24 protein-coding genes and 1 tRNA gene are annotated in these 24,147 nt (G+C 66.9%); 19 read left to right on the top strand and 6 right to left on the bottom strand.

Features of this window, described 5'->3' with window-relative positions:
* Positions 1-123, bottom strand: a 123-nt coding sequence (locus JNJ68_RS01775) for a trigger factor (protein ID WP_294971658.1), incomplete at its 3' end; no start/stop codon positions are given.
* A 149-nt stretch (positions 124-272) separates the two neighbouring features.
* A tRNA-Leu gene (locus JNJ68_RS01770) sits at positions 273-357 on the bottom strand.
* A 223-nt stretch (positions 358-580) separates the two neighbouring features.
* On the opposite strand from JNJ68_RS01770, the gene JNJ68_RS01765 reads away from it, so the two are divergent.
* The 6 genes from JNJ68_RS01765 (at position 581) to pstA (ending at position 8,111) form a co-directional block, all read left to right on the top strand.
* Positions 581-1,018: a Hint domain-containing protein gene (locus JNJ68_RS01765; RefSeq protein ID WP_294978176.1), complete on the top strand. Its 438-nt coding sequence runs from the start codon at positions 581-583 to the stop codon at positions 1,016-1,018.
* Between the two features lie 58 nt (positions 1,019-1,076).
* Complete coding sequence (locus JNJ68_RS01760) at positions 1,077-2,477, top strand: aldehyde dehydrogenase family protein (protein WP_294978174.1); 1,401 nt, start codon at positions 1,077-1,079, stop codon at positions 2,475-2,477.
* Positions 2,474-4,057 carry a GMC family oxidoreductase N-terminal domain-containing protein gene (locus tag JNJ68_RS01755; RefSeq protein ID WP_294978172.1) on the top strand — a complete coding sequence of 528 codons (1,584 nt, stop codon included), beginning with the start codon at positions 2,474-2,476 and terminating at the stop codon, positions 4,055-4,057. Before JNJ68_RS01760 ends, JNJ68_RS01755 begins: the two co-directional genes overlap by 4 nt.
* A 127-nt stretch (positions 4,058-4,184) precedes the next feature.
* Positions 4,185-5,234, top strand: coding sequence for a substrate-binding domain-containing protein (locus JNJ68_RS01750; protein ID WP_294978170.1), 1,050 nt, complete (start codon positions 4,185-4,187; stop codon positions 5,232-5,234).
* A gap of 67 nt (positions 5,235-5,301) precedes the next feature.
* A complete protein-coding gene (gene pstC / locus JNJ68_RS01745; protein WP_294978168.1) occupies positions 5,302-6,762 on the top strand; it encodes a phosphate ABC transporter permease subunit PstC in 1,461 nt (486 codons plus the stop codon).
* Positions 6,759-8,111 (top strand): phosphate ABC transporter permease PstA, encoded by a 1,353-nt coding sequence (pstA, locus tag JNJ68_RS01740; RefSeq protein WP_294978167.1) that lies wholly within the window; start codon positions 6,759-6,761, stop codon positions 8,109-8,111. The genes pstC and pstA overlap by 4 nt, the downstream gene beginning before the upstream one ends.
* Here pstA and JNJ68_RS01735 read toward each other — a convergent pair whose 3' ends face one another.
* Positions 8,112-8,894, bottom strand: a complete 783-nt coding sequence (locus JNJ68_RS01735; protein WP_294978165.1) for a helix-turn-helix transcriptional regulator — start codon at positions 8,892-8,894, stop codon at positions 8,112-8,114. It lies immediately after the preceding gene.
* Positions 8,895-8,997: 103 nt separating this feature from the next.
* Between JNJ68_RS01735 and JNJ68_RS01730 the strand changes: the two genes are divergently transcribed.
* The 6 genes from JNJ68_RS01730 (at position 8,998) to JNJ68_RS01705 (ending at position 15,308) form a co-directional block, all read left to right on the top strand.
* Positions 8,998-9,753: a nitrilase-related carbon-nitrogen hydrolase gene (locus JNJ68_RS01730; RefSeq protein WP_294978163.1), complete on the top strand. Its 756-nt coding sequence runs from the start codon at positions 8,998-9,000 to the stop codon at positions 9,751-9,753.
* On the top strand, positions 9,753-11,831 hold the full coding sequence (locus JNJ68_RS01725; RefSeq protein ID WP_294978162.1) for an FAD-dependent oxidoreductase: 2,079 nt from the start codon (positions 9,753-9,755) through the stop codon (positions 11,829-11,831). Before JNJ68_RS01730 ends, JNJ68_RS01725 begins: the two co-directional genes overlap by 1 nt.
* A 145-nt stretch (positions 11,832-11,976) precedes the next feature.
* Positions 11,977-12,396 (top strand): RidA family protein, encoded by a 420-nt coding sequence (locus JNJ68_RS01720; RefSeq protein ID WP_294978160.1) that lies wholly within the window; start codon positions 11,977-11,979, stop codon positions 12,394-12,396.
* A 10-nt stretch (positions 12,397-12,406) separates the two neighbouring features.
* Positions 12,407-13,078: a DUF1028 domain-containing protein gene (locus JNJ68_RS01715; RefSeq protein WP_294978158.1), complete on the top strand. Its 672-nt coding sequence runs from the start codon at positions 12,407-12,409 to the stop codon at positions 13,076-13,078.
* 108 nt (positions 13,079-13,186) lie between these two features.
* Entirely contained in the window at positions 13,187-14,401 is a 1,215-nt protein-coding gene (locus JNJ68_RS01710) for an NAD(P)/FAD-dependent oxidoreductase (RefSeq protein ID WP_294978157.1), read from the top strand.
* A gap of 208 nt (positions 14,402-14,609) precedes the next feature.
* Positions 14,610-15,308 carry a DUF1353 domain-containing protein gene (locus tag JNJ68_RS01705; RefSeq protein WP_294978155.1) on the top strand — a complete coding sequence of 233 codons (699 nt, stop codon included), beginning with the start codon at positions 14,610-14,612 and terminating at the stop codon, positions 15,306-15,308.
* Between the two features lie 3 nt (positions 15,309-15,311).
* Here JNJ68_RS01705 and JNJ68_RS01700 read toward each other — a convergent pair whose 3' ends face one another.
* Together JNJ68_RS01700 and maiA are read right to left on the bottom strand one after the other, a co-directional pair.
* Positions 15,312-15,779 carry a MarR family winged helix-turn-helix transcriptional regulator gene (locus JNJ68_RS01700; protein ID WP_294978153.1) on the bottom strand — a complete coding sequence of 156 codons (468 nt, stop codon included), beginning with the start codon at positions 15,777-15,779 and terminating at the stop codon, positions 15,312-15,314.
* A gap of 2 nt (positions 15,780-15,781) precedes the next feature.
* On the bottom strand, positions 15,782-16,411 hold the full coding sequence (gene maiA, locus JNJ68_RS01695; RefSeq protein WP_294978150.1) for a maleylacetoacetate isomerase: 630 nt from the start codon (positions 16,409-16,411) through the stop codon (positions 15,782-15,784).
* A gap of 98 nt (positions 16,412-16,509) precedes the next feature.
* On the opposite strand from maiA, the gene hmgA reads away from it, so the two are divergent.
* The 5 genes from hmgA (at position 16,510) to JNJ68_RS01670 (ending at position 21,896) form a co-directional block, all read left to right on the top strand.
* Complete coding sequence (gene hmgA / locus JNJ68_RS01690) at positions 16,510-17,874, top strand: homogentisate 1,2-dioxygenase (RefSeq protein WP_294978148.1); 1,365 nt, start codon at positions 16,510-16,512, stop codon at positions 17,872-17,874.
* Positions 17,875-17,948: 74 nt separating this feature from the next.
* Positions 17,949-19,205 (top strand): fumarylacetoacetase, encoded by a 1,257-nt coding sequence (gene fahA / locus JNJ68_RS01685; protein ID WP_294978145.1) that lies wholly within the window; start codon positions 17,949-17,951, stop codon positions 19,203-19,205.
* A 1-nt stretch (position 19,206) separates the two neighbouring features.
* Positions 19,207-20,157, top strand: coding sequence for an MBL fold metallo-hydrolase (locus JNJ68_RS01680; RefSeq protein ID WP_294978143.1), 951 nt, complete (start codon positions 19,207-19,209; stop codon positions 20,155-20,157).
* 3 nt (positions 20,158-20,160) lie between these two features.
* Positions 20,161-21,711 carry an FAD-dependent oxidoreductase gene (locus JNJ68_RS01675; RefSeq protein WP_294978141.1) on the top strand — a complete coding sequence of 517 codons (1,551 nt, stop codon included), beginning with the start codon at positions 20,161-20,163 and terminating at the stop codon, positions 21,709-21,711.
* Positions 21,708-21,896: a DUF2783 domain-containing protein gene (locus tag JNJ68_RS01670; protein ID WP_294978139.1), complete on the top strand. Its 189-nt coding sequence runs from the start codon at positions 21,708-21,710 to the stop codon at positions 21,894-21,896. Before JNJ68_RS01675 ends, JNJ68_RS01670 begins: the two co-directional genes overlap by 4 nt.
* A gap of 92 nt (positions 21,897-21,988) precedes the next feature.
* Here the strand turns inward: JNJ68_RS01670 and hppD are convergent, their stop codons facing one another.
* Positions 21,989-23,083 (bottom strand): 4-hydroxyphenylpyruvate dioxygenase, encoded by a 1,095-nt coding sequence (hppD, locus tag JNJ68_RS01665; RefSeq protein WP_294978137.1) that lies wholly within the window; start codon positions 23,081-23,083, stop codon positions 21,989-21,991.
* Between the two features lie 136 nt (positions 23,084-23,219).
* Here hppD and JNJ68_RS01660 point away from each other — a divergent pair, with 136 nt between their 5' ends.
* Together JNJ68_RS01660 and JNJ68_RS01655 are read left to right on the top strand one after the other, a co-directional pair.
* Positions 23,220-23,675 carry an Lrp/AsnC family transcriptional regulator gene (locus tag JNJ68_RS01660; RefSeq protein WP_294978136.1) on the top strand — a complete coding sequence of 152 codons (456 nt, stop codon included), beginning with the start codon at positions 23,220-23,222 and terminating at the stop codon, positions 23,673-23,675.
* Positions 23,676-23,736: 61 nt separating this feature from the next.
* Positions 23,737-24,084: a DUF1428 domain-containing protein gene (locus JNJ68_RS01655; protein WP_294978135.1), complete on the top strand. Its 348-nt coding sequence runs from the start codon at positions 23,737-23,739 to the stop codon at positions 24,082-24,084.
* Positions 24,085-24,147: the final 63 nt, after the last annotated feature.

Here is a 24,147-nt window from a genome sequence, read left to right as displayed (position 1 = left end):
GATCTCGACCTCGGGCTGCGCCTCGATCAGCTTTTCCTGGACCTTCGCGTCCAGTTCGGCCGCCGTCACCGTGATGGTGTAGCCGCGCTTGAGGCCTTCGTTCAGGGTCTCGGTGACCTGCATGGGGGGACGTCCTTCCTAAGCTTCTCTCGGGCGCTGATGCGCAATAGGTCAACGGCACAGGGCCAAGGCCCTGCGCGCGATCGCGGGCCTTCTAGCAAAGCCTTCCATCCGATGTAAGGGGGAATCGCCAGCCTGCGCGGCGGGCGGGCTGGTGCGGGTGAAGGGACTTGAACCCCCATGCCTTGCGGCGCTGGAACCTAAATCCAGTGCGTCTGCCAGTTTCGCCACACCCGCATCCCGCGCCTTCTAGCAAACCTGCCAAGGGGGTGCGAGGGGCAAAAGCGCCGCCCCATTTGCGCCACAACCGAAGCGGGATCAGGCCACAACTGCCCAGAAATGACCGAACCGACATCGAATGCGGACCACAAAGCCCGCCCAAGCTGGCCTCGGGACATTACGTGAGGACGTGGCGATGGACGCCAAAGCGCCGTTTTCCAGAACACCAGGGGGGGCAGGAATGCCACCGGCGCCGGGAATGCTGGCCGGCAGCATGGTGCGGACCCTGGAAGGCGTGCTTCCGGTCGAATATCTGACGCCCGGCGACCGCATCGTGACGCGCGCCGGTGCGCGGCGGCTGACCTCGGTCTCGGTCGTCGTGCGCAAGATGGTCAGGCTGGTGCGCATCCGCGCCTCCTCCATGGGGCATGACCGGCCCGATCAGGACCTGCTTCTGTCTCCCGACCAGCCGGTCATCATCCGCGACTGGCGGGCGCAGGCGCTGTATGGCGCGCCGGTCGCGGCCATTCCCGCCGCGCGCCTGGCCGATGGCGAATTCATCTGCGTCGAAACCCATCGCAGCGCCCGGCTGTTCACCCTGCGCTTCGACGACGAAGAGGTGATCTACGCCGAGGGGATGGAACTGGCCTGCCCGGCCTTCCTGCCGGAACTGGCCTGAGCGCAGCCTGACGTTGCGTCGCACTGGGTTTGTCGCCGGGATCGGCTAAGCTCGACACATGGACAGCCCGCGCCCTGACATTGCCGCGCTCTTCGCCACCATGAAGGCGGGGAATGACGCCCGCCGCAGGCGGTTTGGCCTGGCCGAACGCCGCGCGGCGCTGGACCGGCTGGCGGATGTGGTGCGTCGGAACGAAGCCGCCATCGTGGCCGCTCTGCAAGCCGATCTGGGCCGCCCCGAGGCCGAGGCGGTGCTGATGGATTATCTGAACATCCTGCAGGAAATCGGCCACGCCCGCCGCCGCCTGCGGGCTTGGATGAAGCCGCGCCGGGTCTGGCCGACGCTGGCGACCTTCGGCGCCTCGGCCCGGATCGAGCCGCAGCCGCGCGGCACCTGCCTGATCATCGCGCCCTGGAACCTGCCCTTCCACCTCGCGCTCGGCCCGCTCGCCTCCTGCCTCGCTGCCGGGAACGCCGCGATTGTGAAACCCTCGGAGCTGACGCCCGCCTCCAGCACGCTGATCGCCCGGATGATCGCCGAGTGCTTCCCGCCCGACCTGGTGGCGGTGGTCGAGGGCGACAAGGCGGAGGCCGAGGCGTTGCTCGCCCTGCCCTTCGACCACATCTTCTTCACCGGCTCGCCCGCCGTGGGACGGATCGTGATGGCGGCGGCGGCGAAGACGCTGGCCTCGGTCACGCTGGAGCTGGGCGGGAAGTCGCCGGTGATCGTCGGGCCGGGGGCGAACCTGAAGCAGGCGGCGGACTGGATCACCTTCGGCAAGTTCCTGAACGCCGGACAGAACTGCATCTCGCCCGACCATCTTTACGTCCACGCCTCGGTGAAAGATGCATTTCTGGAGGTGCTGCGTGAGCGGATCGCCCGCGCCTATGGTGGCGGCGAAGCCTCGCCCCACCTGACTCGCATCGTCTCGCCCTCGCACGCCGCGCGCCTGTCGGCGCTGATTGCCGACGGGCTGGCCAAGGGCGCGGTGCCGCTTCTGGCGGCGGGCCAGTCCGGCCAGGCCGTCGGCCCGCATCTGGTTGAGGGCACCACCCCCGACATGCGGCTGTCGCAGGAGGAGATCTTCGGCCCCATCCTGCCCGTCCTGGCCTATGACCGGATCGACGAGGTGATCGAGGCGATCAACGCCCAGGACAAGCCGCTGGCGCTCTACATCTTCGACCGCGACCACACGCGGGTCGAGGAGATCACCCGCCGCACCACCTCGGGCGCGGTGGGCGTCAATCTCACGCTGGTCCACTACACCCACCTGAACCTGCCCTTCGGCGGAGTGAACACCTCCGGCATCGGCGCGGCGCATGGGCAAGCAGGCTTCCGCGCCTTCAGCCATGAACGCGCCGTGATGCGGAACCGCTTCCTGCTGCTGCCGCTGATCTTCCCGCCTTACAGCCCCCGCGTGATGCGGCTGATCGACCTGATCAAGCGGGTGCTGGGATGACCTACGATTACATCATCGTCGGCGCGGGGTCCGCCGGGTGCGTGCTGGCCAACCGACTGAGCGCGAACCCCGCAACCCGCGTCTGCCTGGTCGAGGCCGGGCCGCCCGACCGCAACCCGATGATCCACATGCCCTTCGGCCTGGCGGCGCTGGCGCAGATGCGCTGGCTGAACTGGGGCTATGAGACTGCGCCCGAACCGCAACTGACGAACCGCCGCCTCTACTGGCCACGCGGCCGGGTTCTCGGCGGGTCGTCTTCGATCAACGCGATGATCTACATGCGCGGCCATCCGCAGGACTATCGCGACTGGGCCAAGGTTGCGGGCCCGGACTGGGACTGGCCCCAGGTGGGTCAGGTCTTCAAGGAGATGGAGGACAACCAAGGCCTTGATGACAACCACCACGGGCAAGGCGGGCCGCTGACGGTCAGCAACCTGGTGCAGCCCAATCCGCTCTCACTCGCCTTCGTGCAGGCCGGGGCCGAGTGCCAGTTCTCCGCCAACCCCGACTTCAATGGTGCAGAGCAGACCGGCGTCGGGCTGTATCAGGTGACGCAGAGGGACGGCAGCCGGTTCAGCGCAGCGCGGGCCTTCCTCGACCCGGTCCGCGACCGCCCGAACCTGACCCTGCTGACCGGCGCGCAGGTCCACCGGCTGCGCTTCGAGGGCCGCCGCGCCACCGGTGTTCAGCTGCGCGACCGGGTGCTGCCGCTGGCCGAAGGCGGCGAGGTGATCCTCTCCGGCGGCGCGATCAACTCGCCGCAGCTTCTGCTGCTGTCGGGCATCGGGCCGGGCGAGCATTTGCAGGCGGTGGGCCTCCCCGTCCTGCATCACGCGCCCGAGGTGGGCGGGAACCTCGCCGACCATCTCGACATCACCGTGCAGGCTGCCGTGAACGACCGCAGCGCCATCGGCATCGCGCCCTCCTTCCTGCCCCGCGCGCTTCGCGCCAGCTGGGCCTACCTGCGCCGGGGGCGGGGCGAGTTCACCTCGAACGTGGCCGAGGCCGGGGGCTTCGTCACCTCCGACCCCACCCGAGACCGCCCGAACCTGCAATTCCACTTCATCCCCGCCTATCTGCACGACCATGGCCGCCGCCTGTCGCTGGGCTATGGCCTGACCCTGCATGTCTGCGACCTTTTGCCGAAAAGCCGGGGCCGGATCAGCCTTGCCACCCCCGACCCGCTGGCCGCGCCCCGGATCGAGGCGAACTACCTTTCCCACCCCGACGACCTGCCGGTCCTGCTGAACGGGCTGAAGATCGCGCGCGCCATCATCCAGGCCCCGGCTCTCGCCCGCCACATCGCCCGCGAAACCCTGCCCGGCCCGCAGGTCGCCAGCGACGCCCAGCTGGAAGCCTTCATCCGCGCGAGGGCCGAGACGATCTACCACCCGGTCGGCACCTGCCGGATGGGCAGCGACAACGCCTCGGTCGCCGATCCGCAGGGCCGTGTCCGGGGGGTGGAGGGGCTGCGCGTCGTCGATGCCTCGCTGATGCCGCAGATCATCGCGGGCAACACCAACGCCCCCACCATGATGATCGCCGAGACCATCACGCGACGGATGCTAGGGCCCGCCTGACCGGCCCGCCTGACGGTCCCGCCTGTCACACAGCTTTTACATTCCTGCAATCTAAGCGTCACGCAGGGCGGCTAGAGCGCTGTCATGCCGCCCGCCGCAAGGGCCGCACGATATCAGGAGTGTTCCGATGAAATCCGCCTCTCTCACCGCGTCGATCCTGGCCTTCGCCGCCGCGATGCCCGCCGCCGCCCGCGACCAGATCCAGGTCACGGGCTCTTCGACCGTGCTGCCCTATGCCACCATCGTCGCCGAGGCCTTCGGCGAGAACTTCGATTTCCCCACCCCGGTGGTGGAAGGCGGCGGTTCGGGCGCGGGCCGCAAGAAGCTGTGTGAAGGCGTGGGCGAGAACACCGTCGACATCGCCAACTCCTCCAGCCGCATCGCGCAGTCGGACATCGACCTCTGCAAGGCCAATGGCGTCGACGAGATCATGGAAGTCCGCATCGGCTATGACGGCATCGTCTTCGCCTCGGACGTGAATGGCGCCGATTTCGCGCTGGCCCCTGCCGACGTCTACAACGCGCTGGCCGCGAAGGTGGTGAAGGATGGCGCTCTGGCCGACAACGCCGCCGCGCAATGGGCCGAAGTGAACCCTGCCCTGCCTGCCCAGGACATCCTGGCCTTCATCCCCGGCACCAAGCACGGCACGCGCGAAGTCTTCGACGTGAAGGTGCTGGAAGCGGGCTGCAAGGAAACCGGCGCGCTGGACCTGTTCAAGGCGACCGCCGAAGGCGCCGATGACAAGGAAAAGGAAGCCAATGCCAAGAAGGCTTGCCTGGGCCTGCGTACCGACGGCCGTTCGGTCGACATCGACGGCGACTATACCGAGACGCTGGCCCGGCTCGACGCCGACAAGAACGCGGTCGGCGTCTTCGGCCTGTCCTTCTACCAGAACAACACCGACAAGCTGAAGGTCGCCACCATGTCCGGCATCGTGCCCTCGACCGAAACCATCGCCTCGGGCGAATACCCGGTGTCGCGCCCGCTCTTCTTCTACGTCAAGAAGGCGCATATCGGTGTGATCCCCGGCCTGAAGGAATACATCGAGTTCTTCGTCAGCGACGACATGGCCGGACCGGACGGCCCGCTGGCCGCCTATGGGCTGGTTTCCGACCCCGAGCTGGCCGCGACCCAGGCTGCCGTGGCTGCGGAAACCCCGATGGGACCGCTGGAATAAACTGACTTGATCGGGCGGGGCGGTCGCGCCCCGCCCGTCTTTACAGACCTGACCCGCGGAAGAGCCCATGTCCGTCCTGATGATCCTGGCTGTCCTCGCCGTCCTTGCGACCGCCGCCTTTCTTCTGTCACGGCAACGGGCGCTGGCTTCAGCGGACGGCAATCCACGGCAGCTGCATTCGCTTCCGCTCTACTATGGCTGGTTCGGTGCACTTGCGGTGCTGGTCCCGGCGCTGGCTGCGTTGGCCGTCTGGCTGATGCTGCAACCCATGGTGATCGAGGCGCGGATATCGGCAAGCCTTCCCGCCACGCTCGTCTCGGACGCCACCAGCGCCGAGTTGACCATGGCCGATGTCCGCCGCGTGGCGGCAGGCCTGGATGCCGCCGTCGCGCAGGGCGCGATGTCGGAAGCCGAGGCCGGGATGATCCGCACCGAATTCACCGACGTCCGTGACCGGCTGGCCAAGGTCGGCGTGGCGCTGGGATCGAACGTCTCGAAGGACGTGCTTGCCGCCGCACAGGATTATCGCGCGATGTCGCACTGGGGGGCCGCCGGACGCACCGCCGCCGTCTTGGCGCTGGCCGTCCTTGGCCTCTTATGGGGCGTCACCCGCGCCCACAAGGATTTCCGCGCCCGCAACCTGGTCGAGAAAGCCATGCTCGGGCTTCTGATGGCCGCTTCGTCCATCGCGATCCTCACAACGGTCGGCATCGTGTGGTCGATGGTGTCCGAGACCTTCGACTTCTTCTCGAAATATCCGATCCAGGATTTCTTCTTCAGCCTCACCTGGTCGCCGAACTTCCGTGGCGGGTCCGACCTTGGTATCCTGCCGCTGGTCTGGGGCACGCTTTACATCACGCTGATCTCGATGCTGGTGGCGGTTCCCGTCGGCCTCTTCGCCGCGATCTACCTGGCGGAATATGCGTCGAAGCCCGTGCGGAACTGGGTCAAGCCGCTGATCGAGATCATCGCGGGCATCCCGACGGTGGTCTTCGGCATCTTCGCGCTCGTGACCGTCGGCCCCATGCTGCGCGACTGGTTCGCCGCGCCGCTGGGACTTGGCAACTCTGGTTCCTCGGTCATGACGGCAGGCATCGTGATCGGCATCCTGAATATTCCCTTCATCTCCTCGCTGTCGGACGACATCATCAACGCGGTGCCGCAATCCCTGCGCGACGGCAGCCTCGGCCTTGGCGCCACCCGGTCCGAGACCGTCCGCCAGGTCGTCCTGCCCGCCGCCCTGCCCGGCATCGTCGGCGCGGTGCTGATGGCCGCCAGCCGCGCCATCGGCGAGACGATGATCGTGGTGATGGGCGCAGGCGCCGCCGCGAAACTCAGCCTCAACCCGTTCGAGGCGATGACCACGATGACCGTCAAGATCGTTGGCCAGCTGACCGGCGACACGGACTTTGCCGCCCCAGAAACGCTGGTCGCCTTCGCCCTCGGCATGACGCTCTTCGTCATCACCCTCGGCCTCAACATCTTCGCCCTCTGGATCGTGCGGAAATACCGGGAGCAATACGAATGACCGACCTTTCCGCCGCCCCCGGCTTCGCCGCACCTCCCCGGCAGTCGATCCTGACCGCCAGCGCGCAGATGAAGCGCCGCAATGCTGCCGAGACGCGCTTCCGCGCCTATGGCATCATCGCGATCACCCTTTCGCTGGTGACGCTGGCGATCATGCTCTTCACCATCCTGCGCGATGGTGCCTCGGCCTTCCACCAGGCACAGCTGAGCTTCCCGATGGAACTTTCCGCCGAGGTGCTGGACCCCAAGGGCAACCGCGCCCGCGACGAGATGGCGAAGGTCACGACCGTCGGCTACCAGAAGGTGCTGGCCAAGGCCTTCGCGGCCGAGCTCGACCGCCGGGGCATCAGCCAGGACGGGCTTTCGGCCAAGGAGATCGGCGAGATCATCTCGAAGGATGCCGCCGGTGTGCTGCGGGCCGAGGTGCTGGCCGATCCCGCGCTGGTCGGAACAACGATTGACGCGCAGGTCCTGGCCGCGGGCCGTATCGACGGCTTCCTCAAGGGCCGCGTCACGCTGGAAACCGCCAAGCGCGACAGCACGATCAAGCCGGAACAGCTGCTCCTGGCGGAAAAGCTGCGGGAGGCGGGGATGCTGTCTTCGGCCTGGAACTGGGGCTTCTTCACCAATGCCGATGCCTCGGACCAGCGGCCCGAAGCCGCGGGCCTCGGCGTGGCGCTGCTCGGCTCGGCCTACATGATGCTGATGGTGCTGGTGATGTGCGTCCCCGTCGGTGTCGCCGCCTCGATCTACCTTGAGGAATTCGCGCCGAAGAATCGCTGGACCGATGCGATCGAGGTCAACATCTCGAACCTCGCCGCCGTCCCCTCGATCGTCTTCGGCATCCTGGGCCTGGCGATCTTCATCAACTTCGCGGGCCTGCCGCAGTCTTCCTCACTGGTGGGCGCCCTGGTGATCAGCCTGATGACCCTGCCCACCATCATCATCGCCACCCGCGCCGCCATCCGCGCCGTGCCGCCCTCGATCCGCGACGCGGCCCTCGGAATCGGGGCGTCAAAGATGCAGACCGTCTTCCACCATGTCCTGCCGCTCGCCATGCCCGGCATCCTGACTGGCACGATCCTCGGCCTCGCCAGCGCGCTTGGCGAGACGGCGCCGCTCCTCCTGATCGGCATGGTCGCCTTCGTCGACAACTATCCCGCCGCCCCGCCCGAGGGCTTCATGGACCCCGCGACCGCTCTGCCCGTCCAGGTCTACAGCTGGGCCAGCCGTGCCGACCCCGCCTTCATCGAACGCTCGAACGGCGCGATCATCGTGCTTCTGGTCTTCCTCGTGATCATGAATGTCGCCGCGATCCTCCTCCGCCGCCGGTTCGAACGCCGCTGGTGATCAGCCCAGCAGCGGCAGCAGCAAGGAGAACAGCTCGGCCTGCGACGAAATCCCGCAACGCTGGTAAAGCTGCTTGCGGAACACCTTCACCGTCTGCGGCGACACCCCGAGCCGCAGCGCGATCGAGGCGGTGGAATGGCCACGCAGGATCAGAAGCGCAACCATCGCCTGTCGGGGTGACAACTGGATGCCCTGCCCCCGCGCCGCCTGGATCAAGAGCGCCGGCATATCCTCCGCCTCGCCCGCCCCCCGCTCGAGGCCCCGCCACTCGGCCAGCGCCAGCGCCGCGAGCACCGGGGACATCCGTCGGCATGCCGCCATCTCACCCGCGCCGAACATCCGCCCCGAGCGCGCATCGCGCCCGAGGCAGAGGTTCAGCGACAGGCCCTCGCTCACGGGTGCCACGAAAGCGATCTCGTCGATCAGCGTTGTCTCGCCGAAATATTCGGTGAAATAGCGGCTGCGCTGGAACGCATCCGGCGCGATGTCGCGGATACGGTAGGCGCCCTCCGCGACCCGCCCCAGATGCAGCTCGTAATAGGGATCCAGCCGGTAGGCCCCGGCCAGGTATCCGTCCTGCAGCCGCGCATAGACCTTCGGATTCTCTGCCCGGGTCAGCAGTACCAGCGGTGGCCCGGCGTCGCGGTAGGCCATGACAATCAGATTGTCCGGCGCAGCAAGCGCGAGGCAGACCTGCCAGAGCGCCTCGGCAAACCCCTCCTGCCGCAGGCTGGCGATGGCCTGCGCCAGGCTGGTCTCGACGGTGGAGGACATCTCGGTCATGCGGTATACCTCGTTGGGGGTATATACCCCCCAATGTCACCACGATAGGATTTTCGAAGCCATCAAGGGGGTATGCGCCCTCCGATGACAGCGGAGCCGAATCATGCGACTGGCCCTATGGCAGGGGTACTCTCCCGCCGCCGACATCGACGCTGCCTGCGCCCAGGCCGAGGCTGCGCTGGCCGCAGCCGCCGCGATGGGTGCCGCCGCCCTCGTCCTGCCCGAGGTCTGGCTGCCTGGCTACAACCGGCCCGACATTCCCGCCCGCGCGCTGGCCCTCGACTGCCCGCCGCTTCGGCGGCTGGCGCGGGCCGCGAAGACCCATCGCACCGCACTCGTCACCGGCTACGCCGAACGCGAGGGCGACCGGCTCTTCAACTCCGCCGCCTGCTTCGGCCCCGATGGCGCGCTTCTCTGCAACTATCGCAAGGTCCAGCTCTACGGCGCGCGCGAACGTGCCCTCTATGCCGCCGGAGACGCGCTTCCCGTCTTCACCCTTGGCGATGAAACTGCCGCAATCCTGATATGTTACGACGTGGAGTTCGCGCCGCATGTGAAGTCGCTTGCCGACAGGGGGGCCACACTGATCCTCTGCCCCACCGCGAACATGGCACCCTTCACCCATGTCCCCCGCGCCACCGTCCCGGCGATGGCCGCGAACCACGGGGTGACCATCGCCTATGCCAACTACTGCGGGACCGAGGGCGACCTGACCTATGTCGGCAACTCCGTCATCGCAGGCCCCCATGGCGAAATCCTCGCCCAGGCGGGCGATATGCCGACGCTGCTCGTCGCCGAGCTTCCGCGCCGCGACCCGTCTCGTCTCTCCACCCAGTCCACCGACCTGAGGCAGCTCTGATGCGCGACCCCCGCCACGACATCCTGTTCACGCCGCTCCAGATTGGCCCCAAGACCGCCAAGAACCGCTTCTATCAGGTGCCGCATTGCAATGGCGGCGGCTACCGCGACCCCTCTGCCGTAGTCGAGATGCGCCGCACCAAGGCCGAGGGCGGCTGGGGCGTGATCTTCACCGAACAGACCGAAATCCACCCGACCTCCGAGATCACCCCTTTCATCGAACAGCATCTGTGGGAGGACAAGGACATCCCCGCGCTCGCCCGCATGGCCGAGGCGATGAAATCCCATGGCGCGCTGGCAGGCATCCAGCTGGCCTATTCCGGCATCAACGGCCCCAACCTCTACTCGCGCGAGGTGCCGCTCGCCGTCACCGGCGGCCCGATCCTCACCTTCACCTCCGACCCGGTGCAGGCCCGGACGATGGACAAGGAGGATATCCGCGACCTCCGCCGTTGGTTCCGCAACGCCTTCCGCCGCTCGCATCAGGCGGGCTTCGACCTGATCTGCCTCTACGGCGCGCATGGCTTCGGCATCCTGCAACATTTCCTGTCCCGCGCCACCAACCACCGGACCGACGAATATGGCGGCGACCTGAGAAACCGCGCGAGGTTCCTGCGCGAGATCGTTGAAGATGCACGGGAAACCACGAAGGGCGAGCTTGCCGTCACGCTCCGCATGTCGCTGCACGAGGCCGGGTCTTACGGTTTCTCCAACGCCGAACTCCGCGACTTCATCGCCATGCATTCCGACCTTCCGGACCTCTGGGACCTTGCCAATGGCACCTGGGAGGCCTGCTCGGGCACCAGCCGCTTCAAGGACGAAGGCGCGCAGGAGGACCTCGTCCGTGGCATCAAGGAACTCACCCCGAAGCCCGTCGTCGGCGTCGGCCGCTTCACCTCACCCGACGCGATGGTCCGCCAGATCAGGACCGGCGTGCTGGATTTCATCGGCGCCGCCCGCCCCTCGATTGCCGACCCTTTCCTGCCGGTGAAGGTCCAGGAAGGCCGCTACGAGGACATCCGCGAATGCATCGGCTGCAACATCTGCGTCAGCGGAGACATGACGCAAGGCATCAGCCGCTGCACCCAGAACACCGCCTTCATGGAGGAATGGCGCAAGGGCTGGCATCCCGATCGCGCCCGTCCCAAGGGTGCCTCCGAAAGCGTCCTCATCGTCGGCGCCGGTCCCACGGGACTTGAAGCCGCCCTGCAAGCCGCCCGGCGCGGCTACCGGGTGACGCTGGCCGAGGCCAGCACCACCCTAGGCGGTCGCGTCGCGCAGGAACGCCTGCTCCCCGGCCTTTCCGCCTGGGGCCGGGTGGCCGACTTCCGCACCGGCCAGATGGCGGTGATGCCGAACGTCGACATCTACCGCGACAGTCCTCTCGCGCCCGAGGATATCCTCGCAATGGGTGCCGACCACGTCGCCATCGCCACCGGGGCCACATGGCGCCGCGATGCCGTGGCACGGCTGCACCTCCACCCGATCCCGACCGATCCGGCGATGCCGCTCTATACGCCCGACGACCTGATGGCGGGCCGCTGCCCGGAAGGCCAGACCGTCGCGCTTTATGATGACGACCATTTCTACATGGGCTCGGTCCTCGCCGAACTCCTGGTTGCCAAGGGCAACCGCGTCCACTTCGTCACCCCTGCAGTGAAGGTCGCCGAATGGACGGACAACACGCTGGAACAGGGCACGATCATGCGCCGGTTGCTGGAGATCGGCGTGGAAGTCCACCTGAGCAAGGCGCCAGAGGCCATTGGCGCAACAGAGATGACCCTCGGCTGCACCTGGACCGGACGGCAGACCACCTTGCCCGCCGATGCCGTCCTCTTCGTCACCTCCCGCACGCCGAACGACAGCCTCTTCCACGACGCGAAAGCCCTCGACTGGCAGGCGGTGGGCATCCGCTCCCTCAAGCTCATCGGCGACGCCGCCGCCCCCGGCCCGATCGCCTGGGCCACCTATGCCGGCCGCGCCTGGGCCGAAGGCCTGGACGAGCCCGACCGCGGCGACGCGCTTGCCTTCCGCCGCGAGATTGCCGCGCTCAACCCCGGGGTTTCGCTCTTGCCATGACCCGCGCGCCGGCATTTCCTGTCCGCAAGTATCCCCGCCGGAGGCACAGCCGAGGCTCTGCGTGTTCTTCACACGCAGGGCCGAGACAAAAGGCTCGCGCCGCAAGGCGCTCATTCTGAAAACCGCCCCTCACCAAGGACCGACGATGACCCACTTCCGCCACCGCAAGTTCAACACCAAGGATACCTATCCCGAGCAGAAGCTCGACAACGACCTGTGTCAGGCCGTGGTCGCGCGGGGCCGCACCGTGTTCCTGCGCGGCCAGTGTCCGCAGGACCTGGACACCGCGAAGGACATCGGCAGCCATGACCCGGTCGAGCAGACCCACAAGGTGATGCAGAACATCCGCCAGCTTCTGGAAGAGGTCGGCGGGAAGATGGAGCATCTGTGCAAGGTCGTCGTCTACCTGACCGACGTCCGCCACCGCGAGGCGGTCTACCGGACGATGGGCGAATACATCAAGGGGGTGCACCCGGTCTCGACCGGGGTGGTCGTCACCGCACTGGCCCGACCGTCCTGGCTGGTGGAAATCGACGGCACCGCCGTGATCCCGGACGAAGATTGAGAGGCGGGGCATGACCTTCTCCATCGTCGCCCGCTGCGCCCGGACCGGGCAGTTCGGGATGGCCATCTCCTCCTCCTCGCCCGCCGTCGCGGCGCGCTGCGCCCATGTCCGCGCGGGCGTGGGGGCGGTGGCGAGCCAGAACATCACCGACCCGGCGCTGGGGCCCATGGTGCTGGACCAGCTGGAATCGGGCCTTCCAGCCGCCGATGCCCTTGCGGTCGTCACCGCGGACCGCCCGCACATCGACTACCGGCAGCTTCTGGTCGTCGATCGCGAAGGGCGGACGGCGATCCATTCCGGGCGGCAGGTGCTGGGCATCTGGGGCGAGGCGCGGGCCACCGACTGTGCGGCGGGAGGCAACCTCCTTGCGGGGGAACTTGTCCCGATGGCGATGGTCGAAGCCTTTACCGCTGCCAAAGGCCACCTCGCGGAACGTCTGATGCTTGCACTGGAAGCCGGGTTGCAGGCCGGTGGCGAAGCGGGGCCGGTGCATTCCACCGGGCTGAAGGTGGCCGACCGGCTGGACTGGCCTCTGGTCGATCTGCGGATCGACTGGTCCGACAACCCCATCGGAATGTTGCGCGAAGCCTGGACCGTCTACGCCCCGCAGATGGCCGCCTATGTCCAGCGGGCGGAGGATCCGACCCGGGCTCCCTCTTACGGAGTGCCCGGCGATGAGTAGCTTTCAAGCCATGAAGAAACGGTTAACGTCCACGGATAATCATCTCATTTTACTTCGTAATCAGAAAATGTCCACCGTGGACACTCTTCCATTCAGGGGCCATAGAACATGACCGAATCCATCCATACCCTCGTCGTCGGCGGCGGTCAGGCCGGGGTCGCCACCTCGGCTCACCTGCGGAAGCAGGGGGTGCCGCACCTCGTCCTCGAACGCGACCGGATCGCGGAACGCTGGCGGAGCTGGCGCTGGGACAGCCTGGTCGCCAACGGCCCCGCCTGGCACGACCGCTTCCCGGATGCCGAGTTCACCGACCTCGACCCCGACGAATTCGCGCCGAAGGAGGCGGTCGCCGACTACTTCGTCCGCTTTGCCGGGGACCGGAACCTGCCGATCCGCACCGGCGTGGAGGTCACCAAGCTGGAACGCCAGGGCGACGGTTTCCGAGCCACCACCTCGATCGGCGAGATCGCCGCGCAGAACGTCGTCGTGGCCACCGGCCCGTTCCAGAAGCCGGTGATCCCGACCGTGATCACCGATCCCGCGATCACGCAGATGCATTCCAACAGCTATCGCAACCCCGGCCAGCTGCCCGAAGGCGCGGTGCTGGTGGTGGGCGCGGGGTCATCCGGCGCGCAGATCGCCGAGGAACTGGTCCGCGCAGGCCGCCGGGTGTACCTCTCGCTCGGGCCGCATGACCGCCCGCCGCGCCGCTACCGGGGGCAGGATTTCGTCTGGTGGCTGGGCAAGCTGGGCAAATGGGACATGAAGGCGCCCACGCCGGGGACCGAGCATATCACCATCGCGGTGAGCGGCGCCTATGGCGGGCATACGATGGACTTCCGCCGTCTGGCGGGCCTTGGCGTGACGCTTCTGGGCCGGGCGGGCGACTACCGCGACGGTGTGCTGCAGTTCGCCAATGATCTGCGGACCAACATGGAGGCCGGCGACCGGAACTACCTGTCGGTGCTGGACGAGGCCGACGCCTATGCCAGGGCCAATGGCCTTGACCTTCCCGAGGAGCCGGAGGCGCGCAACCTGCTGCCCCTGCCCGACTGCGTGACGCAGCCGACCTTGGCGCTGGACCTGAAGCGGGAAGGCATCTCTACCGTGATCTGGGCCACCGGCTTCCGGCTGGACTTCGGCTGGATCGACCTGGACATCTTCCAGCCCGATGGTCGCCCGCGCCACAAGGAGGGTGTGTCTGAGGTTAAGGGGCTCTATTTCATGGGCCTGCCCTGGCTGTCGTGTCGGGGATCGTCCTTCATCTGGGGGGCCTGGAAGGATGCGGAACGGCTGGCCGGGGTGATCGCGGGGCGCGGCTGACGGAGCACTTGCTCGCGAGCGGGCGGCGGTTCGCCCGTCGATGACGTCGTCCTCGCGGAAGTGGGGCGGTGGGCAGGTTTCCCATCCGCGCACCGACCTCCGACGAGGAGACGAAGTCGAAGGCGGAGCGTCCGGTCGCCGGAGGACCGGACTCACGCGCCTGCGGCAGACATGCTAGGCTTCCGACATTTGATGACGGAGGATCGCGATGCGGAGCCTTGCGCTTTCGGCCCTCGCCGCCATGGCCTGCGGTTGTGCAAATGTGAATTACGAAACGACCAGAGCAGGAACATTCACCGGAGAGGTCGCGGTGGTCTGGCTGCGCGGCACCGACAAAGAGGGAGATGGAACCTTTGTCTACGTCCCGACCGAGGCCAAGCCGCTGACGTTCACGCGGCCTGACAAAACGACCGTCATCCAGCCCACCATGATCTACACTGACGGCGGATCGGTCCCCTCGCTGGCACGGGCCTTCCGCGGCCTCACACCCTGGAACTATGGCCCGGCCTATATCGTGCATGACTGGCTGTTCCGCGCCAAGCAATGCTGGGAGGATGGCAAGAAGAGGCCCAAGTATGCGGTTGTTGCCGACATGAGCTTTGCCGAGTCCGCGATGATCATCGCCGAGAGCATCCACGCCTTGCATGACTCCAAGCGCGTGCGGAACGACGACATCTCGGGCGCGGTGGTGACGGCGGCAGTGACCAGCCCCATCTCCTACCGACGCTGGACGCAGAAAGGCGCCTGCGAGGAGGTTTCAGACGCCCATCGCAGGATGGCGCTGGAGGCCGTCGGTCGTGATCCCGAGCTTGGCAGCCGGTCCAAGGTGCGGACGCTGCGGGGACGGGAGGACGGCCCACCAGAGCCCACCCAGGCGGTGGTGGTCGCAATCACCAGCTTCGACTGACGCTCAGCCGTCGGTGTCGGCGTCGTCTTCGCCTGCCCGGTTCAGCGCGATGATCTCGCGCAGGATGGCGTCGATGCGGGCGGAAATCTCGGGGCCGAGCCGGGCGCGCAGGTTGGCGTCGAAATCCTGCGCGTGCTGGCCGATCTCGGTGAAGACGGCGCGGCCCCTGGGCGTGAGGGAGAGGTTCTCGGCCCGGCGGTCCTCGGGGCTGGTTGTACGCAGCAAAAGCCCCTCGACCTCCATGGCCGCAACGGCGCGGGAGACCTTGGTCTTTTCGATATGACTGAGGCGGCAGATGTCGCGGGCAGTCATCGCGCCGAAGCGTCCGAGATTGGCCATCACGCGCCATTGCGTCCGGGTCAGGCCATAGCGGGCCCGGTAGGTGGCCTGGAAGCCGAGGCTTGTGGCTTCGGCGGCCTGGTTCAGCAGATAGGGCAGGAAGTCCTGGAGGTCGAAATCCCGTCCCGGCATGGTCATGCCCCCGGTTTCACGCGGTCGGGGTGGGCGGCGGCGACGTCCGGCAAGGCCTCCATCCGGGCAGCGATGGCCGCAATGCGGGGAAACGGGGTCAGGTCGAGGCCCCAGCGGCGGGCGTTGTAGACCTGGGGGACGAGGCAGAGGTCGGCGAGGCCGGGCGTCGGCCCATGGCTGAAGGGGCTGTCGCCGGTCAGCATCGGCTCCAGCCCCTGAAAGCCGAGGGTGATGAAATGGCGCATCCAGCCTTCCAGCGTGGCGCCGCCGCCGAGGGAGACGGCGTGTTGCGCGACGCGGAGATTGCAGACGGGCTGGATCTCCATGGCGACGGCATGAGCGAGTGCGCGGGCGCGGGCGCGGTCGGCGGGGTGTGCGGGCAGGAAGCCGGCCTGTCGTGTTTCGTCCAGGTATTCCAGGATCGCGAGGGATTGGGTGAGGCGGAGGCCATCGATCTCCAGCACCGGGACAAGGCCCTGCGGGTTGGTCTGGAGATGGGCCGGATCGCGTTGTGCCCCGGTCGCAAGATCGACGGGGACGCTTCGGTAGGGAATGCCGATCAGGTTCAGCCCGATCCGAACCCGGTAGGCAGAGGAAGAACGCCAGTAGTCGTAGAGGATAACATCGGTCATGGGCTGGCTTTAGCCGGTTCGGGATTGCTTGTCATGTTAAGCTTGACTTGGTTGCAGTTGCAACTATTAATCGACTCGACCAGACGGAGGAGGACCCGATGACCCATCATGCTTTGCCGCAGGGCATGATCCGAGCCGCAAGCATCACCGGCCCGCACGAAGGCTACATGCCGGGCTTCGGCAACGATTTCGAGACCGAGGCCCTGCCGGGCGCGCTGCCGCAAGGCATGAACAGCCCGCAGAAGTGCAACTACGGGCTTTACGGCGAGCAGTTGTCGGGCACCGCCTTCACCGCGCCGAGCCACCAGAACGAACGGACCTGGTGCTACCGGATCCGGCCCAGCGTCAAGCACACGCACCGGTTCCGGAAGATCGACGTCCCGTTCTGGAAATCGGCGCCCTGCATCGACCCGGACATCATCAGTCTCGGCCAGTATCGCTGGGATCCGGTGGCCGTGCCCGCGACCCAGAAGCTGACCTGGATCACCGGCATGCGGACGATGGTAACGGCGGGGGATGTAAACACCCAGACCGGCATGGCGAGCCATATGTATCTGGTGAACGCCTCGATGCAGGACGAATATTTCTTCTCGGCGGATGGCGAGCTGCTGGTCGTGCCGCAGGAAGGCCGGTTGCGGTTCTGCACCGAGCTTGGCGTGATCGACCTGGAGCCGCGCGAGATCGCGATCCTGCCGCGGGGCCTCGTCTATCGGGTCGAGGTGCTGGAAGGCCCCGCGCGGGGCTTCGTCTGCGAGAACTACGGGCAGAAGTTCATGCTGCCGGGCCGTGGGCCGATCGGGGCCAACTGCATGGCGAACCGGCGGGACTTCAAGACCCCGGTCGCGGCCTTCGAGGACCGGGAGGCGCCCTCGACCGTGACGGTGAAATGGTGCGGCCAGTTCCACGAGACGAAGATCGGCCATTCGCCGCTGGACGTGGTGGCCTGGCACGGCAACTACGCGCCCTGCAAATACGACCTGGACACCTATTGCCCGGTGGGCGCGGTGCTGTTCGATCACCCGGACCCGTCAATCTTCACGGTGCTGACCGCGCCGAGCGGCATCGAGGGGACCGCGAACATCGACTTCGTGCTGTTCCGCGAACGCTGGATGGTGGCGGAGAACACCTTCCGCCCGCCCTGGTACCACAAGAACGTCATGTCCGAGCTGATGGGCAACATCTATGGCGTCTACGATGCCAAGCCCAAGGGGTTCGTGCCGGGGGGCATGTCGTTGCACAACTGCATGCTGCCGCACGGGCCGGACAAGGGTGCCTTCGAGCATGCCTCGAACGAGCCGATGGTGCCGGTGCGCCAGTCCGAGACGATGAGCTTCATGTTCGAGACCCGCTTTCCGCAGCACCTGACGCCCTTCGCGGCGCAGGCCGGGCATCTGCAGGAGGATTACATCGACTGCTGGGGGTCCTTGGAGAAGAAGTTCGACGGGACGCCGGGCGTGAAGTGACGGGCGGCGGACCGGGGGTTTCACACCTCCGGCCCCCCGCGGGATATTTTCGGACAGAAGATGAAGGAAGCCGCATGGGCTTGATCCGATCCTGGGTGGAAAGCGCCAATGCGCCGGACCATCCGTTTCCGCTGAACAACCTGCCCTGCGGGGTGTTTTCGACGCCCGATGAGGACGCCCGCTGCGGCATTGCCATCGGGGATTTCGTGCTGGACCTGGCCGCGCTGGAGGAAGCGGGGGTGCTGGAGCTTCCCGGCGCACCGCTTCTGGACGTGCCCTGCTGGAACGAGGTGATGGAGGCGGGGCCGGAGGTCTGGGCGGCCTTGCGCGCCCGGCTGACTGTGCTGCTGGCGGAAGGCTCGGCCGAGAGGGCGGCGGTGGAGCCGCATCTGGTGCCGCTCTCGCAGGCCGAACTGCACCTCCCCTTCCTCATCAGCGAATACACCGACTTCTACGCAGGGCGGAACCATGCCTTCAACGTCGGCACCATGTTCCGGGGGGCCGAGAATGCGCTGCCGCCGAACTGGCTGCATATCCCGATCGGCTACAACGGGCGGGCCTCGTCCGTAGTGGTTTCCGGCACCCCGGTGCGGCGGCCCTGGGGGCAGGTGAAAGGGCCGGACCAGGGGCTGCCCGCCTTCCAGCCCTCGCGCCGGTTCGACATCGAGCTGGAGATGGGTGCCGTAGTGGGCATGGCGAGCGAGGGGCCGGTGACGGTGGCCGAGGCCGATGCAATGATCTTCGGCTATGTCCTCTTGAACGACTGGTCGGCGCGGGACATCCAGGCCTGGGAGTATCAACCGCTCGGGCCGTTCCAGGCCAAGGCGACGGCCACGACGATTTCGCCCTGGATCGTGATGAAGGCGGCGCTGGAGCCCTTCCGCGTGTCCACCCCCCCGCGCGAGGTGGCGCTGCTGCCGCACCTGAGGGAGCCAGGGCCGATGCTTTACGACATCGCGCTGGAGGTTGGACTGACCCCGGAGGCCGGGCGCGAAACCGTGATCGCGCGGACAAACTATCGCGAGATGTATTACTCGGCCGCGCAGCAGCTGGCGCATCACACGACGAGCGGCTGCCCGATGAATGTGGGCGATCTTCTGGGGTCTGGCACCATCTCGGGCCCGACGAAGCAGTCGCGCGGGAGCCTTCTGGAGCTGTCCTGGGGTGGCAAGGAGCCGCTCGCCATCGACGGGGGCAGCCGCAGTTTCATCGAGGATGGCGACACGTTGGTTCTGCGCGGTCAGGCGCAGGGCGACGGTTACCGGATCGGCTTTGGCGAGTGCAGCGGGAAACTTCTCGCAGCACTTGAGGACCCTTACGCAAGGAACTGAAATGGCAAAGGCTTTCGCATCGCAGGGCGACCTTGCGGACAAGAAGATCAGCTTCACCGAAATCGGCGAGGGGCTTTACGCCTTTACAGCCGAGGGCGACCCCAATTCGGGCGTGATCATCGGCGACGACAGCGTGATGGTGGTCGAAGCGCAGGCCACGCCACGGCTGGCGCAGAAGGTGATCGACTGCATCCGGGGGGTTACGGACAAGCCGATCTCTCATGTTGTCCTGACCCACTATCACGCTGTCCGCGTGCTGGGCGCGAGCGCTTTCAAGGCGCCGCAAATCATCATGTCGGAGGCCGCCCGCAACATGGTGGCCGAGCGCGGGCAGGAGGACTGGGACAGCGAGTTCCAGCGCTTTCCGCGCCTGTTCCAAGGTCATGAGTCCATCCCTGGCCTGACCTGGCCCACCACAACCTTCAATGGCAGGATGACCGTCTGGCTGGGCAAGCGGCGGGTGGACATCCTGCAGCTTGGTCGGGCGCATACGGCGGGGGATGCGGTGATCCATGTCCCCGACCAGAACGTGATGTTCACCGGCGACATCGTCGAGGCGCATTCGGCATGCTACTGCGGCGACGGTCATTTCGCCGACTGGGGCCCGACGCTGGAGGCGATCCGGGCCTACGATCTGGATGCGATCGCGCCGGGGCGAGGCGATGCGGTGATCGGCCAGAAGGCCGTTAACGGGGCGCTGGACCGGACGAAGGACTTCGTGGCCTCGACCTACAGTCCCGTCGCGCGGGTGGCGGCGCGGAACGGGTCGCTGAAGGAGGCCTGGGACGCCTGTCGCGCGGAATGCGACCCGAAGTTCAAGGACTATGCGATCTACGAGCACTGCCTGCCGTTCAACGTCGCCCGCGCCTATGACGAGGCGCGCGGCATCCATCACCCCCGGATCTGGACCGCCCAGCGCGATCTGGAGATGTGGGCGGCGTTGCAGGGGTAAGCGATGGCATACGATTACCAACCATTCCCCTACACTGCGCCCCCCGGGCTGACGGCGCCGGAGCCGCGCCACAAGGTCGTCATCGTCGGCGCAGGGCCGATCGGGCTGGCGCTGGCCATCGACCTGGCACAGCTCGGCGTGCCCTCAGTGGTGCTGGACGACAACAACGTCGTCTCGGTCGGCAGCCGCGCGATCTGCTGGTCGAAGCGGGCGCTGGAGGTTCTGGACCGGCTGGGGGTCGGCCAGAGATGCGTCGAGAAGGGTGTGGTCTGGAAGGTGGGGCGCACCCTGCACCGGGACGCGGAGGTGTGGAACTTCGACCTGCAGCCCGAGCCGGGACACAAGATGCCGGCCTTCGTGAACCTCCAGCAATACTACGTCGAGGAATACCTCGTCGCCCGGGCGCTGGAGTTTCCGGGGCTGATCGACCTGCGGTGGAAGAACAAGGTCACCGGGCTGGCGTCGGGTGACCATGCGGTGCTGACGGTGGAGACGCCGGACGGCGCCTACCGGCTGGAGGCCGACCATCTGGTCGCCTGCGACGGGGCGAAGAGCGATATCCGGGGGATGCTGGGCCTCGATTTCGACGGCGAGCTGTTCGAGGAGCGCTTCCTGATCGCTGATATCGAGATGACCGGCGATTTCCCGTCAGAGCGCCGCTTCTGGTTCGAGCCGCCGTTCCATGCCGGGCAATCGGCCCTGCTGCACAAGCAGCCGGACCACATCTACCGGATCGACCTGCAACTGGGCTGGGACGCCGACCCCGAGGCGGAGCGGCAACCCGAGCGGGTGATCCCGCGGATCGAGAAGGCGGTGGGGCATCGGGATTTCCGGCTGGACTGGGTGTCGGTCTATACCTTCCAGTGCCGCAGGCTGGCGCGGTTCGTGCATGGTCCGGTGATCTTCTGCGGCGACTCGGCCCATATCGTTTCGCCCTTCGGTGCGCGCGGCGGCAACGGGGGCTTGCAGGACGTGGATGCGCTCGGCTGGCGGCTGGCGGCGGTGGCAAAGGGCCACGACCCCGCAATCCTGAACGCCTATGACCGCGAGCGGCAGTACGGGGCGGACGAGAACCTGCTGAATTCATCGCGCACCACGCGGTTCATGTCGCCAGCACCGGGGGCCGAGCGGTGGTTCCGCGACGCAGTGCTGGCATTGGCGGGCAAAGCGGCTTTCGCGCGGCCGCTGGTGAATTCGGGGCGGCTGTCGGTGGCCTGCACCTATCCGCTGACCGGGCCGGACGACCCTGCCCTGCCCCCTGCCGCCCGCCCCGGCGCGGTGGCCCCGGATGCGCCGCTGGCCGATGGCTGGTTGATCGACAGGCTGGGGCGTGAGACGGTGCTTCTGGCCATCGGCCAGCCTGCCCCCCGTGTGCCGGGGCTGAAGGCGCTGAGCGTGGAGCCGACGCCCGAGGTCCGCGCGCGCTATCTTGGCGGGGCGACGCGCGCACTATACCTGATCCGCCCGGACCAGATCGTCGCGGCCCGGTGGCAGACCGCCGCGCCAGAGGCCATCGCAAGCGCTGCCGCGGTCATCTGGGAGGACCGGACATGAGCCTGATCACCACGCCGAATCTGGCCGATCCGGACGCCGCCTATGCCGCGCTCTTGGCGGCGCACAAGGGATTGAGCGAGGCGGAAAGCCAGGCCCTGAATGCGCGGCTGGTGCTGGTGCTGATGAACCATGTGGGCACCGGGGTCTTTGAAGAGGCATTGGCGCTGGCCAAATCCGCTGGGTGACGGGGGCAGATTGCACACCCCGCAATGCAGGACGGCGAGGTAATCGGGTCTCCGGCGCCGCGTAGGGGGCAATCTGCCCACGCCCGCGCGGATCACGACGCCTTCAGCACCCCACGGTCGATCTGGTCCTGCTCGATCGATTCGAAGAGGGCGCGGAAGTTGCCTTCGCCGAAACCATCGTCACCCTTGCGCTGGATGAACTCGAAGAAAATCGGGCCGATGACGGTCTTGGAGAAGATCTGCAGGAGGATCTTCGTTTCGCCCCCGTCCACCACGCCCTCGCCGTCGATCAGGATACCGTGCTTCGCGAGCTTCTCGACGGGTTCCTCGTGCCCCACCACGCGGGTCTTCGACAGATCGTAATAGGCCATCGGCGGCTTCGGCATGAACTTCAGACCCGCTTCGGCGATGGCGTCGGTGGCGGCGTAGATGTCGTCCGTCCCGACGGCGATGTGCTGGATGCCCTCGCCCTTGTAGCGCTTAAGGTATTCGACGATCTGCCCGGTCTCGCCCCGGTCCTCGTTGATCGGGATGCGGATGCGGCCGCAGGGGCTGGTCAGGGCGCGGGAATGCAGGCCGCTGAACTTGCCCTCGATGTCGAAGAAGCGAATCTGGCGGAAGTTGAAGAGGCGCCCGTAGAAGTCGAACCACGTGTCCATGTTGCCGCGATGGACGTTGTGGGTCAGGTGGTCGAGGTAGCGGAAGCCCACGCCCTTCGGCTTCGGCATGGACAGCCAGTCGAACTCGCCGTCATAGGGGTTCGTGTCGCTGTAGCGGTCGGTGAAATAGATCAGCGAGCCACCGATGCCGACGATGGCGGGCAGGTCCAGCGCCTTGTCGGTGCCGGTGTAGGGCTCGGCCCCGTTCGCGACCGCGTGGACGAAGGCATGGGCAGCGTCGACCACGCGCCAGCCCATCGAGGGGGCGCAGGGGCCGTGCTCCTCGACGAAGCGGCGGGCGTGGCTGCCGGGCACGTCGTTCAGGATGTAGGTGATGTCGCCCTGCTGCCAAAGCTCGATGGCCTTGGTCTTGTGCCGGGCGGTCAGGGCATAGCCCATTCGGGTGAAGAGGGCGCGCAATTCGTCCGGGTTGGGGTGGGCGAATTCGACGAACTCGAACCCGTCGGTTCCGGCGGGGTTTTCGGGCGAGATCACGGCACGCGGGGCGTTGTGCGGAAAGGGACCCATGGTTTCTCCTCCGGGCAAGACTGGTCTGCTTCAGAATGTCATGGCTTCCCCGCAGGTGGCGCGCAAGTTTTGGCCATGATCTTCAATATTCTGCGTGTATTTATTGCATTTTTCGCGAACTGCGCGAGGATTGCGCATGATGGATGAAACCGATTCTCGCCTGCTGGCGGCCCTTCAATCCGACGCGCAGATCACCGCGCAGGATCTTGGTGCGCTTCTGAACCTGTCGGCCAGCCAGGCCGCCCGCCGCCGTGCGCGGCTGGAGGCTGATGGGCTGATCACCGGCTATGCAGCCCGGTTGTCGCCCGGCAAGCTGGGCCTGACGGTGCAGGCCTTCGTCCAGGTCCAGATGGCCGCCCATGCGCCGGAGACCGCGCGCGAGTTCCTGCGCCTGATCGCCACCCTGCCCGAGGTCGTGGCCTGCTGGACCCTGACGGGCGAGGCCGACTATCTGCTGCGGGTCTGGTGCGCCGACCTGCCCGCGCTCAATGACCTGATCCACCATCGCCTCTTGCCGAACCCTGCCGTGGCCCGGGTGCAAAGCCAGATCGTCATGGCGCAGCCGAAGCCCGACGCAGGTCTGCCGGTCTGACCGGGAACCGGCGCGGGGGGCTGGATGTTTCCCTTGCTTGACACCTGTTGGAGGAGTGCAGATGGCCTATGTCGATGGCTTCCTGATCCCGGTCGAAAACAGCCGGAAAGACGAATACCACGCCCATGAGGAGAAATGGTGGCCCTCGTTCCGCGACAAGGGGGCAAAAGCCATGACGGTGTGCTGGGGCGACGATGTGCCCGAAGGCAAGCAGACCGACTTTCGCCGCGCGGTTGACCTGAAAGAGGGTGAGTCGGTGGTGTTCTGCTGGATGGTCTGGCCGGACAAGGCCACGCGCGACAAGGCCTATGCCGCGATGATGGCCGACACCAGCATGGAAGGCATGGAGATGCCCTTCGACGGCAAGCGGATGATCTGGGGCGGCTTCCAACCCATCCTCGAAGTCTGACGCCCGTTCCGGCGCTTCCCCTTCCGCGCGGGTCAGGCTAGAACCCGCCGGGACCAAGGGGAA

This window comes from Tabrizicola sp. (genome assembly GCF_016793705.1).
In the GTDB taxonomy this organism is placed as follows: Bacteria; Pseudomonadota; Alphaproteobacteria; order Rhodobacterales; family Rhodobacteraceae; genus Tabrizicola.
This window is presented reverse-complemented; position numbering and strand designations above follow the sequence as displayed.